Annotated in this window: 7 protein-coding genes and 1 pseudogene; all 8 read right to left on the bottom strand. The window is 68.3% G+C overall.

Annotation, left to right across the window (positions count from 1 at the left end; all coding sequences use genetic code 11):
- Positions 1 to 30: 30 nt before the first annotated feature.
- Entirely contained in the window at positions 31 to 2,439 is a 2,409-nt protein-coding gene (locus QF027_RS45845; protein ID WP_307081470.1) for a ricin-type beta-trefoil lectin domain protein, read from the bottom strand.
- Between the two features lie 56 nt (positions 2,440 to 2,495).
- On the bottom strand, positions 2,496 to 4,328 hold the full coding sequence (locus tag QF027_RS45840; RefSeq protein ID WP_307081468.1) for an RICIN domain-containing protein: 1,833 nt from the start codon (positions 4,326 to 4,328) through the stop codon (positions 2,496 to 2,498).
- 23 nt (positions 4,329 to 4,351) lie between these two features.
- Entirely contained in the window at positions 4,352 to 5,995 is a 1,644-nt protein-coding gene (locus tag QF027_RS45835; RefSeq protein WP_307082726.1) for a glycoside hydrolase family 27 protein, read from the bottom strand.
- A gap of 56 nt (positions 5,996 to 6,051) precedes the next feature.
- Positions 6,052 to 7,494: an arabinofuranosidase catalytic domain-containing protein gene (locus QF027_RS45830; RefSeq protein WP_307081466.1), complete on the bottom strand. Its 1,443-nt coding sequence runs from the start codon at positions 7,492 to 7,494 to the stop codon at positions 6,052 to 6,054.
- Positions 7,495 to 7,908: 414 nt separating this feature from the next.
- Positions 7,909 to 9,381 (bottom strand): annotated as a pseudogene (locus QF027_RS45825) (endo-1,4-beta-xylanase); the annotation flags it as partial.
- Between the two features lie 86 nt (positions 9,382 to 9,467).
- Entirely contained in the window at positions 9,468 to 10,601 is a 1,134-nt protein-coding gene (locus QF027_RS45820) for an SGNH/GDSL hydrolase family protein (protein WP_307081464.1), read from the bottom strand.
- An 84-nt stretch (positions 10,602 to 10,685) separates the two neighbouring features.
- A complete protein-coding gene (locus tag QF027_RS45815; protein ID WP_307081462.1) occupies positions 10,686 to 12,686 on the bottom strand; it encodes an RICIN domain-containing protein in 2,001 nt (666 codons plus the stop codon).
- Positions 12,683 to 13,126: a hypothetical protein gene (locus QF027_RS45810; protein ID WP_307081461.1), complete on the bottom strand. Its 444-nt coding sequence runs from the start codon at positions 13,124 to 13,126 to the stop codon at positions 12,683 to 12,685. Before QF027_RS45810 ends, QF027_RS45815 begins: the two co-directional genes overlap by 4 nt.
- Positions 13,127 to 13,140 lie beyond the last annotated feature (14 nt).

Raw genomic sequence — 13,140 nt, 5'->3', positions numbered from 1 at the left:
GCTCAGGAAGTTCGCCCGCCGGTCACGGGATCAGTCGCGCGTCCACTTCTGGTTGCTGCCTCCGGTGCAGGTCCACAGCTGCAGCAGGGTGCCATTGGCCGTTCCCACGCCGGTGGCGTCCAGGCACAGGCCGGACTGGTCACCGGTGATGGTGCCGTCGGCATGGAGCGTCCACTTCTGGTTGCTGCCTCCGGTGCAGTCCCAGATGTCCACCTTGGTACCTGGGCTGGTGCCCTGGCCCGCGGTGTCCAGGCAGTAGCTGCCGTAGACGCGCAGCTCACCGGCAGAGGTGTTCGTCCACTGCTGGTTGCTGCCGCCGTTGCAGTCCCACAGCTCCACCTGGGTGCCGGCCGTGTGCGACTGGTTCGGCACGTCCACGCACCGGCCGGAACCGACTCCGACGATCGCGCCGGTCGTGCCGCCGTCGTTCCCGCCGCTGCCGGGGGTGATGGACAGGTTGTCGAACTGCGCCGTCTCGCCCTGGCTGGTCCCGTAGCCGATCTGCCCGGCGGCCCAGGTGCGGTCGTTCACGGTACCCACCGTGGCGCCGTCGATGACGGCGGTGATCGTGGTGCCGGAGAAGGTGAGGGCCAGGGCGTGCCACCGGTTGGTGCCGAGCGCCGCGGTCGTGCCGCGGGCCAGGGTGGTGACGCTGCCGTTGGTGTTCGAGTTCAGGATCGACCAGGCACCGGTGTCGCTCACCCGCAGACGGTAGGCGTTCTGCCCTCCGGTGCGGTCGTAGTCGTGCCCGCCCGCACGGCCGAGCAACTCGGCGTATCCGGGCTGTTCGAGCATCACGTCGGACGAGACGGTGTAGTTGCCCCAGCTCACGTCACCGAGCAGGGCGTGCGGATCGGTCAGTGAGTCCCAGGTGATCGGCTTCTGCGGGCTCATCTGGCGCACGCACTTTCCGCTGCGGCCGCCGCCGCAGCCCACCGCCTCGAAGGCGCCTTGCCAGTCCATGAGGTACTTCGCCTCGGTGCCGGTGGCGTAGCCGTCGAAGGAGTCGCTGTACGGCAGCTTCAGCGCGCTTCGGGCGGGACCGGCGGCGGTGCCCTTGCCCTGTCCGGTCGTGGTGGTCAGGGTGTACAGGTGGCCGGGCTGGACGGTCAGGCTGAAACCGCCGCCGGACGGGGTGATGTCCGCGGCGTGCACGAAGTGGTCGGCCGGGTCGGCGGACCCGACGTCCGTGGACCAGACGTGGACGGCTCCGGCGGACAGCCCCCCGGTGACGTTGAAGTTCAGCGTCTGCGCGCTGCCCGCGTCCATGGTCTCGATGACCGTGGAGTAGTCGGAGTTGTTCGAGGACTTGAGCGAGACGTAGCTTCCGTTGGCGCGGTTGCCGCCGATGTAGCCGCTGGAGGCGTCGAGGTAGTGCCATCCCGGGTTGGTGAACTGGCTGGTGTGCGCCATCACCCAGGTGTTCTTGCCGATCGAGTAGGAGCCGGACCACGGCTGCGAGGCCAGGGCCATACCCATGGTGGGGTACGGCAGGTTGGGGGTGAGCGCGGCGACCACCGGCCAGTTGAGGTACGCGGTCATCCGTCCGTCGATGTATCCGCGGTTGATGCCGCGGGCCATGGCCTGCGCTCCCCCGTTGTAGTCGTCCGAGCCGTTCTCGCTCGCCCACAGCGGCTTCCCGGACGACAGGGCGGCCGCCGGCACCGAGCAGGTGGACTGGGACGACCGGTAGCCGCAGGGATAGTGCGTGCCGATGGCGCTCACCGCGGAGGCGAACGCCGGGTTGGAGTTGACGTCGTTCGCCACGGACCAGTCCGAGTCGGCCGCGACGATCTTGACGCTGCCGTAGCCGTTGCTGTTGAGCGCGCCCCGCAGCTGCTGGTACCAGGAGACGTTGTAGCCTCGCTCGTTCCACCCGCCGAGGTAATCGATGCTCAGGCCGTGCTGTTTGGCGCAACCCAGCCACGAGACCAGATAGTTGACCATGTCGGTGGACCAGAAGTTCCCGTTGCCGATCCAGCCCGGGGCGCCCCAGGCGAGCCCGTACAGCTTGATGTTCGGGTTGCGGGCTTTGGCCTGCTCCATCAGCCACCATTCGTAGCCCCGGTCACAGTTCAGGTCGGAGCGGGTGTGCTGGTGGCTGGGCTCGGCTCCCGAGGTGGAGTTGGTGTCCCCGCCGATCTCGGCCTTGAGCATCTGCAGGGAGGCGCCGTAGCCGGGTCGGAAGAGGTAGTCGAGGACCTGGCCGCGTTGGGGCTCGGGATAGTCGATCAGGAGTCTGCTGTTGCCGCCTCCCCCGCTGATCGCGCCGACGCCGTCGAAGGTCCGTCCGCCGGACGCGCCGTTGAGGGTGATGGAGGCGGCGGCCCGGGCCGGGGCGGCGGCTGTGCCCACGACGCCGCCGGCGGCCAGGACGAGGCCCGCGAGCACGGCCGTCGGGACACGCAGGCGCCGTAACAGCCGTCCGAGTGCTGACACGGTGGGTTCCTTTCGCAGGTGGGAGATGTCCACGGCCGGTGCGGGCGGCGGACGGTTCAGCGGACGACGAAGTCCTGGTTGGTGCCCGGCGCGTTCTTGCACTGCCACTGGTCGAGTTGCTGACCCGCGGTGCTGCCGGCGCCGGGGACGTCCAGGCACAGACCGCTGTTCTTGTTCTGGAACGCGTAGGAGCCGTCGGACTGGCGCACGGGCTGCCAGAGCCCGTTGGCCGCTGTGCCGGGGGGCTGTTGGACGATGTCCGGGGTGCCGGCCGTCGTGGAACCGCCGGCGACCGCCACGTCCTGGCCGGAGCTCTGGGCGCGCAGTTCGCCGTAGCCGCCCGAAGCGGGCACGAACTGGAACTGCTGGTTGCTCTGCCCGTTGCAGGTCCACTGGTCGATCGCGGCGCCCGCGCTGGTGGAGTTGCCGTACACGTCCAGGCACAAGTTGTTGTTGGCGACGACGAGTTGGTGGTTGCCGACCGGGAAGGCCTCGCCGCCGGAGGTGGCCGGGGTGAGATAGACGGCGAACGCGTCGTGCGCGCCCCGGAACGTCAACGGCACGGTGATCGAGCCGCTCGAGGCGCTCAGGATCTGGTCGTAGACGGTCAGTGGCGCACCGAGCGGTGCCTGGTCCGGGATGCGGTGGACGGTGACGTGCACGCTGCCTGCGTTGGTGAGCCAGGGTACGGACGACAGGCCGTTGAAGGTCACGGACGCGGTACCGGAGTTGCCGTTGGAGTCGCCGATGATCGCCACCGCGCGCCTTTCGGCAGGGTCCTCGGAGGCCGAGATCGCGGTCGAGCCGACCTGGCCGGAGGTCTCGACGAGGGTGCCGGTCATGTCGGCATAGTCGCGAAGCGCCCACCAGTTGCCCGTCGGCTGCCAGGTGCCTCCGCTCTGGGTGAGGACTCCCGTCAGGTTGGGGGTGACGCAGCAGACCCAGTTGCCGCGCATCGCGTTGGTGTACCCGGACTGCGCGAACCGCGCCAGGTACCAGGCCGTCACCCCGGCGGTCTGCCGGTCGGCGGGCTGGTACTCGTTCGCGGACAGGGGCAGCGGCCCGATGCCCGCCATGGTCAGGGCGCTGTTGAGGGACTGGGAGACGGTGACCGGGTCGTCGACGTCGCCCTCGTCGTGGTTGGTGATCATGTCCGGGACCGTCCCGGCCGCCTTCACGTGCGCGAGCCAGGTCCGCCACTCACCCGGGTTGCTCTGCCGGGTGAAGGCGAGCGACGGTCCCACGATCTGTGCCGAGGGGGCGAGGCGCCGGATCTCCCGGTAGGCGGTGTCCCACATCTGGAAGTACTGGGCGCTGTTCACACCCCGGGTCCAGAAGGCGGAGATGTCCGGCTCGTTCCAGATGTCGTAGGCGAACTTCAGCCCCGATGCCTGCAGTGCTCCCACTGTGGAGTCGATGAAGCCGATCCAGTTGGAGCAGTCGCCGTTGTCGCACGGGTACCTCGTGTTGGACGGTTGGCCGCCGTTGGCGCCGTAGATGTCGCTGACCAGTACCTGGTACTGCGCGTGGTACGGCGGCCGGGTGAGGCGTTTCGCCTGCGCGACGATCGAGTCGATGTCGGCCCGAGTGGCCGATCCGTACTGGTAGTTGTCCCTGATCCAGCCGCCGGAGAACCAGCCGCCGCCGCGGAACGCGTTGATCCCCAGCGGCTTGATGTACTGGTCCGCCGGCTGGCTGCCGTCCTGGGTGAAACCGTAGAGGAACCCCTCACCCACACCGGTCGACGGGCCTCGCGTCGACGCCAGGTTCACGCTCAGCGCCTCGCCGGAGACGGCCCGGCTCTCGGCCGTCGCCGACAGTTGCAGCACGAACGCCAAGACGATGCCGACGGCCAGTACCAGACGGCCGGGTCTCGCTCTCGTCCTCATTCGGTCCTCCTGCGTTCCCGGGGTCAACTCAGTGACCACTGCTGGTTGGATCCGCCGTTGCAGGTCCACAGTTCAACGGGGGTGCCGTTGGCGGTGGCGGCGCCGGTCACGTCCAGACACAGGCCCGACTGGACGCCGGTGATCGTGCCGTTGGTGTTCAGCGTCCACTGCTGATTGCTCTGGCCGTTGCACGACCAGATCTCCACGTTCGTCCCCGGAGTGGTCTGGTTGTTGTAGGCGTCCAGGCACATCTGGTCGCTGCCGGAGTAGACGGTGAACTGGTGGGACGCGGAGTGCGTCCATGTCTGGTTGGCGCCGCCGTTGCAGCTCCAGATCGCCACCTGTGTGCCGGCGGTCCTGGTCGAGTTGGGTACGTCCAGGCACTTGCCCGCACCCACCGCGTGCACCGCGCCGGTCACGCTGGTGCCGCCGCCGCTGGTGCCGCCCGCGACCCGGTACATCACCGTGCCGTGCGCCGGCACCGAGGCGCTGATCGTGCCCGTGGTGGTGGAGGACGCCCCCGACCACAGGTCGGTCAGGGTGTAGGAGGACGCTCCGGTCTTACCGATCGCGGCCGCGGTGGTGGAGATGGTCGCCGTCGAGCCCGTCTCGTTGAACAGTGCCACCGACACGTCACCGTTGGTCAAAGGCTTGGCCAGCACGTCCCGGCCGCCGGAGGAGGAGACCATGGTGCCCTGTTTGCCCAGGGGATCCTGGTCGACCGCGATCACCCGGGAGTTGGTCAGCGTGGACAGGGTCTCCGCGCCGGCCGAGGGGATGTTCGTGCCCGCGATCAGCGGTGCGGCCATCTCCGCCCACAGGCTGAACTCGCTGCGGCTCTCGGTGGCCGTCATCGAGCCGTTGCCGACCTCCAGCATGTCCGGGTCGTTCCAGTGGCCGGGGCCCGCGTAGGAGGCCAGTCCCACGTTGCTGTGGAAGATCGACAGCATGCTGGCGAAGTTGGCGCTGATGTCCCCGGTGGTGCGCCAGCTGTTGCCCACGCCCGCGCCCCAGGTCCACACGTTGTCCTGGCCCCAGTTGCACAGGCTGTACAGGATCGGCCGGCCCGTGGCCGCCAGGGCGTCCCGCATCGCGGTGTACCGGCTCTGCGCGGACACCCCGTTGTTGTTGCAGTTGTCGTACTTCAGGTAGTCCACGCCCCACGACGCGAACGACTGGGCGTCCGTGCTCTCGTGCCCCAGGCTGCCCGGATACCCGGCGCACGTGGCGGTGCCCGCGTCCTCGTAGATCCCCAGCTTCAGCCCCAGGGAGTGCACGTAGTCGGCGGTGCCCCTGATGCCGTCGGGGAACTTGGCCGGGTCCGGCACCAGGCGGCCGCCGGAATCGCGGTTGTGGGTCATCCAACAGTCGTCGATGTTGACGTAGGAGTAGCCCGCTGCCTGCATGCCGTTGGTGTGCATCGCCTGCGCGGTGGACTTGATCAACGACTCGGAGACACTGCAGCCGTACGCGTTCCAGTCGTTGAAGCCCATCTGCGGGGTCAGTGCCAGCCCGTTGCCCAGCGCGGCGGCGGGCTGCGCCGTACCGAGGCAGACGAGGGGAACGCCCACGCAGAACAGCGCGATGGAGAAGGCGAACGCCAACGTCCTGCGCAGGGACGGTCGCGGGAATGACGGCAGGAGGTGTCCGACCCTCCTGTTGATCATGTGCATGTCATCAACTCCTGGGCCGGGTCGCGGCAGAACACGCCGTGGGACAGGATTCAGCGGTATCCGGCCGCGGTGATGTTGGCCTGCACCGCGTTGTCGGTCGCGTCGGAGGGGTAGCCGGCGACGATGGCCCCCTCGTAGAAGGTGCCGGCGCTCAGGTTGGCGCCGCCACCGGGCTTGCAGCAGTCACCGCCGCTGCCGAGGACAATGGCGCCCTGCTTCTTCATCGGGCTGTATCCGCCGGGCAGCCCGCCGTCCCACAGGGTGGTCAGGCTGCCGGACTGCGCGTTGCCACCCTTGAGGGCGAACCTCGATGTCCCGTTGTTCTTCAGCATCGCGGTGACGAACTTGACGGGGAAGGCCCGCTGGTTGGTGTTCCAGGACTGGCTGCCCCCGGAGTACAGGCCCCATTCGAGATCGGCCTGGACCCAGGGACCGCTTCCCGAGCAGCCGCCGAACCAGCACTGGGTGCCGAAGTTGATCGCGTCCATCGCCCCGGCCGCGTCGGCCTTCCGCGTCGTCTCGCTGTTGCCGTAGTCGAAGCAGCAGCCGCTGTTGACATGGGTGCCGCTGGTCACCATGTACGCCCCTTCGGGCGCGCTACCGGTCGGCACGCCCGTCAGATGACCGTCCCGCCAGTAGCTGTTGCCGGGATTGATGTACAGCGAGTACGCCTTGGTGCCCCCGGCGGTCAGCGACTCCGAGGTCGCCTTCGCGGGACTGCTCTGACTCGACCCCGGGACCTGGGCCGATCCCTGGTACCACAGGTCGTTGCCGCGTCCGGACTGGTCGTAGACGACCGTGATCACACAGGTGGTGCCCCCGCAGAACGTGTCCTGCGCCGCCGCGTCGGCGAAGCCGCCGGACTCCTGTACGCCGATGTTCCTGGTCGCGTTGTCCGAGGCGCGCCTGACCTGGTACAGGCTGCCGCTGTACGACCCGTAGAGCGCCCGCACGGTGCTGTGCGCGGCGACGCACGGAGTGCCGCCCGCGGAGTAGATGTCGCACGGGCCCGACCCGCCGGGCACAGGCGGAGGTGTCGACGTGGTCCACTTCTGGTTGCTCTGACCGTTGCAGGTCCACAGGATGACCGCGGTGCCGTTGGCCGTGCCCGCCCCGTTGACGTCCAGGCACAGGCCGGACTGAACACCGGTGACGGACCCGTCGGAGTTCTGTCGCCACGCCTGGTTCGACTGCCCGTTGCACGACCAGATGATCACCGGTGTTCCCGGCGCGGTCCGGTTTTCGTAGGCGTCCACGCATCGGGTGCCGCCCATCGTCCTCAGCTCGCCCGCCGAGGTGAACTCGAACGCCTGGTTCGGCTGGTTGTCACAGTCCCGGATGTCCAGCGCCGTTCCCGGAGTGTCGACATTGCCCTTGACGTCCAGACACCGCCCCGACGCCGAACTCACCAAGGGCGCCGGCGTCGATGCCGGATCAGGTGCCGGCGCCGACCACGTCTGCGCGGTCGTCAGCATCATGGCCAGCAGCGCCATCACACCTACGGCGGCGGACGCCGGTAGGCGTGGTCTGCGAGCCGCGGGGCTTCGGCGAAAAACGGATGTAGGCCGCATTCTGTTCCTTGGGTCTGTGGGGGAAGGTGACAGAGAGTGCTGTGCCTTGCCGAACGGGATGTTCGTGGACCGCCGCGAGCCACCGGCATGGCCGCGGGATCCGAACGCCTCATGGTGGCGAGGGCGCCCGAGAGCACTCACAGAAACCACTCAGACATCCCATGTTGCTAGTGATTCCACAGGCTTCCCACCGAGTCAATACGCTCCACGCCTTCAATTGGATTCTGATCCATCCCATGTATTGCAACTGGTAGGCCCGTTGTGAGGGCATGCCGGAACCCGCGTCCGGGGACGGCCGCCGTGCCGGACGCGGGTGTTCGTTCCGGTATCACCTCACCTGAGGTTCCAGTGCTGGTTGGCGCCGCCGTTGGAGTCCCAGATCTGGACCGGGGCCCCGTTGCCGGTCTGCCCGCTGGGGATCTCCAGCGCCCGGCCGGAAGCGACGTTGGTCAGGGTGTAGGAACCGTCGCCGTTCCGGTCGGCCCGCCAGTGCTGGTTCGCACCGCCGTTGGAGTCCCAGATCCCCATCCGGGTGCCGTTGCCCGTCTGCCCGCCGGGCTCGTCCAGCACCCGCCCGCTGGCGATGTTCGTCAGCGTGTAGGAGCCGTCGCTGTTCTGACTCGCCCGCCACTGCTGGTTCGCAGCACTGCCATTGGCGTCCCAGACCTGCACGGGCGTGCCGTTCGCCGTCTGCCCGCCCGGCACGTCCAGCACCCGGCCCGCGGCCACGTCGGTCAGCGAGTACACCGTGCCCGAGACGATGCCTCCGCCCGGGTTCCCCGTACCTCCGCCGAGCGCGGAAAGGGCCGCGTCGTAGGCAGGCTTCTTGTTGCCGTTGTTGTCGAACAGCAGCGGGTTCTCCCCCGTCCGCCACGAGTCGCTGTCCCTGATCCCCCACACCGTGATGCCGGTGCAGCGGGCGACGCTCATGCACGCCCGGACCGTGTTCCCGTACGCGGTCGCCGAGGCCTGGGCGATGTCGAGTTCGGTGATCTGGACGTCGACGCCGAGGGCGGCGAAGTTGGACAGGGTGGTCTGGAAGCTCGACGGCGGGCCGCCGGAGCCGAAGTGGCTCTGGAGGCCGACGCAGTCGATGGGCACACCGCGCGCCTTGAAGTCCCTGACCATGTTGTAGACGCCCTGCGTCTTGGCGTCGTTCCAGTTCTCGATGTTGTAGTCGTTGTAGCAGAGCTTGGCCGAGGAGTCGGCGGCCCGGGCGGTGCGGAAGGCCTCCTCGATGAAGCCGTTGCCCAGCACGTTCTGGAAGACCGAACTGCGGTGCTGACCGCTGCCGCCGTCGGCGAACGCCTCGTTGACCACGTCCCAGGCGTAGATCTTGCCCTTGAAGTGGTTCATCTCGGTGGTGATGTGATGGTTCATCACGCTGCGCAGGGTGTTGGCGTCACCGATGGAGCTGACCCAGCCGGGCAACTGTGAGTGCCACACCAGGGTGTGGCCGCGCATCCGCTGCCCGTGCGCGGTGGCATGGCTGACTATCTGGTCGGCCGGGCCGAAGGTGAAGTTGCCGCGGGACGGTTCGGTGGTGTCCCACTTCATCTCGTTCTCCGGGGTGATCATGTTGAATTCCCGGTCGAGGATCGTGGAATACGTCGAGTTGCCGAGTTTTCCGGCAGCCACGGCCGTACCGAAATAGCGGCCGCTGTCGGCGGCGGCCGCGCCCAGCGTGCCGGAAGCCGCGTGCGCGGTGAGGCTCGCCGGTCCGCTCAGGGCCAGTGCCGTGCCGGCCAACAGGCCGGTGGCCGAGACCAGGGCTCTGCGGAGCAGAGGCTCGTCGTTGAGCCAGGGCATGAAGGATCAACCTCCTTGCGCGGGGGCGCGAGAGGGGCGGAACACCGGCCACGGGACGGTGTCCGCGGTGGAGTGGGGTCACGTGCTCAGGAGACCGGCAGAGCGGTCCACTGCTGGTTGGTTCCGCCGTTGCAGTCCCACAGGACCAGTTGCGTACCGTCGGTGGTGGACGCGTTGGGGTCGTCGAGGCAACGGCCGGAGACCGGGTTGCGGTAGCCGCCGTTGTACGTCTGCCATTGCTGGTTGGTTCCGCCGTTGCAGTCCCAGATCTCGATCTTGGTGCCGTTGGCCGTACCGCGGCCGATGGCGTCGAGGCACTTCCCGAGCGCCCGCAGGGTGCCGTCGGAGCGCGCGGACCACGTTTGCGCGGCGGAGCCGTCGCAGGACCGGATCTCCGCGGCGGTCCCGTTGGCGCTGTTGCCGCCGTTGACCCCCAGGCACTTCCCCGCCATCCCGGAGCGCACCTGCCCGACCGCGGAATCCGGCGGCTTGATCCAGCCTGCCGCGTCCGCGGCCTGGATCCCCGTGTGGAAGGCGTCCGCCATCTTGCCGAAGCCGCTGTCGTTGGGGTGCAGGGCGTCGGACAGGTCCGCGGCGGTCAGGGCGCTCATGTCGACCAGACGTACATGCTTGCCGGCAGCCTGCTCGGCCTGGACGATCCCGGGCAACTTGGCGTTGAACGCGGGCCTGTTGGCCTCCTCGGTGCCGCTGGTGGAGATGATCACGGTGCCGACGAGCACGGTCGCATCGGGTGCGGCCCTGGTGATCTGGTCGATGAGCGCGTGGAGCCGGTCGGCCGCGGTCGGGATCTGGTAGTTGCCGTTCAGGTCGTTCGTGCCGATCTCCAGGGTGACCACGTTGGGGCGGTAACGGGCCAGCACGGAGTCCGCGATGCCGGCGATCTGGTCGATCCGCCAGCCGGAGTGGCCTTCGTTGTCCGGGTCGGACATGGTGCCGTTGCGCCCCGAGCCGACGAAGTCCAGGGTGTGCCCCTCGGCCGTCAGCTTGTTTCCCAAGAAGTTCCGGTAGCTGTTCCCGGACGGGCTGCCGACGCCCCAGGTGATCGAGTCGCCCAACGGCATCAGCCGCAGCGGCGTGGGCGCGGCGGCCCGCGTGGCGGAGAGCGGTGCCTCGGCGGCGGTGGCCGCGGCAGGCCAGGCGACGCCCATGGCGAGGGTGGCCGCCAGCGCCGTGGCCAAAGGTGCCCAGTACTTCTTCATCAGCGTTCCTCACTGGGTGCGGGACGGTGGGTGGGGGGTGAACGAACCGCCGGTCCGTGCAGGCGGTTTGGAGGCGCGAGCAGGTCAGCGGGGGGTGAAGTTCTGGTTGGTGCCGGGTGCGTTCTTGCACTGCCACTGGTCCAGTTGCTGGCCCAGGTTGCTGCCGCCGCCGTAGACGTGCAAGCACAGACCGCTGTTCTGGTTCTTGAAGGAATACGAGCCGTCGGACTGCTGTACCGGCAGCCACAGAGTGCTGGACGCTCCGCCCGCGGCCTGCTGCACGATGTTCGGCGTACCGGCACTCGTGGAGCCGCCCGCCACCGCCACGACCTGTCCTGAGTGCTGCGCGCGCAGTTGCCCGTAGCCGCCCGAGACCGGCACGAACTCGAACTGCTGGTTGCTCTGCCCGTTGCAGGTCCACTGGTCGATCGCGGCGCCCGCGCTGGTGGAGTTGCCGTACACGTCCAGGCACAGGCTGTTGGTGCCGATCACCAACTGGTGGTAGCCCGTGGGGAAGCCGCCGCCGCCCGAGGACTGGACGCCCGCCTGCTGGATGACCTCTCTGGCGCCCTGAGGCCAGTTGGTGCCGCTGACCAGGACGTTGCCGGTGAGGACGTTGTTGTGCGGAGGGCCGGTGGCCACATACGTGTTGCCGCCGTTGTACCAGTTGCCGGAGAACGTGCTGTCGTCGGTGTGGTTGTTCGCGTTGGCGTTGGTGAGCGCCCAGTTGCCCGCGTCCTGCACCACGTTGTCGGACACCCTCAGGTACCGCGAGCCTTCGTCGAGGTACAACGCGGTGGTGCGGTTGTTGTCGTACATGTAGTTGTCGGAGATCACCGAGCCGGGGGCCGCGGACAGGCTGTAGATGCTGCCGCCGTCGAACATCGCGTTCTTGGTGTCGAAGACCAGGTTGTGGGAGACGGTGTTGTTCTTCAGCGTCGTGGGAGTGCTGTAAATGGGCTGGTAGTTGTACGTTCCTCGGTTGACGTAGTCCTGGCTGCCGCCGGGGTCGTTCATCCCCCAGCCCCAGCCGATGTCGATCCCGTCGTAGGGCAGGTGGTCGCACTGGTTGTGGGTGATCGTCGCGTTCGTGACGTAGGTGGACAGGATGCCCGCGGTCTCCTTGTAGTCCGTTCCCACGGCGCTGACCTTGTTGTTGCTGATGGTGATGTTCTGGTTCGTCATCTGCGGGTTACTGGGGTGGTGGGCCTCCGGCTGGATGCCGCCGACCTGGATGCCACTGCCTGCGAGGTCGGTGAACGTGTTGCCGGTGATGGTGACGCCGCTCGCTCCGAGTCCGGTGCCGGAGGCCGTGGCGACACCGTCGTTGCCCACGCCCAGTCCTGCCTGCCCGAGTTCGGAGAACGTGTCACCCGAGAACGTGATGCCGGTGGCGGCGGAGACCTGCACGGCCGCGGGCATCTGCGCCCAGTGGTTTCGGGTGGCCTCGAACTGCGTGCAGCCCGACTTGCAGGTGCTCAGCCAGTTGGCGGGCATCGCGTAGGAACCGGTGATGTGCGCGCCGCTCTGCTGGTCCGCGTATCCGTCGGGTCCGCTCGGACCGAGCCAGGAGGTCCCCGTGAACCGGATGCCGGTGAACGCGAGGCCGGTCGCCGGTGAGCCGTAGCTGCCGCTGATGCCGAGCAGGCTCTGCAGCCGGGGCAGTTGCACGTCGAGGCTGTTCGGGTTCTGCCCCGGCTGGGCCCGGTAGTAGAGCTCGCCGGTGGACGCGTCGAGGTACCACTGACCGGCCTGTTTCAGGAACGCGTAGTTGTTCTCCAGATACATCGTCCCGCCGGCGAACGGCGCGTTGATGGTGTCGTAGCCCCAGGAGTTGTTGTTCCACGCGGGCTGCTGCATGGTGATGGTCCTGCCGCTGATCGACTGGACCGGCGCGTAACGGTCGGTGAAGGAATTGACGCTCTCGACTTCCATGTGGCTCTGGTCCGAGAGGCCGGCCAGGTAGTCGAGGGAGGAGTCGGTGACGGTCAAGCCGGTCTGCGTGAAGGTGAAGCTCGAGCGGGGCACCTGGATCGACGCCCGCGGTGCCTGCTTGCCGTTCACATACAGCTGGCGCGTGTTCACACCGGCACCGACATGGACCGACCAGATGTTGCTGCTTTGATCATGCACCTGCCAACCCGAAACCCGCTGGGCGCCGCTGATGACCGGCTGCTGCCCGCCTGGTAGGTGATGGTGTGGCCGTTCTGCCCGCCGTCGCCGGGGCCGAAGGTCAGCGGCTTGGTCAGCCGGTACGTGCCACCGGCCAGGTGGACCACGACGTCCGCATCGGCCGAGAGCCGGTGCGCGGGCTGCTGCGCCTCGTCGATCGTCGCGAACGGCTGCTCCGCGCTGCCGTTCCCGCCGGGAGCCGCATCCGGCGACACGTACAGGGCGGCGGTCGCTGCCTGGCGCTCGGTGGGTACGGCGGACGCGGCCCCGGCTGTGCTCAGGCTCTGGGCCAGTAGGGCGAGCAGGGCCACGGGGGCGGCCCAGAGGCCGCGGAGCGCTCTGGCTCTGGACATCGTCATCCTTCGGT

The sequence above is a fragment of the Streptomyces canus genome, from assembly GCF_030816965.1.
Lineage (GTDB): Bacteria > Actinomycetota > Actinomycetes > Streptomycetales > Streptomycetaceae > Streptomyces > Streptomyces canus_E.
Note: the sequence above shows the minus strand (reverse complement) of the source record. Positions and strands in the feature narration are given on the sequence as shown.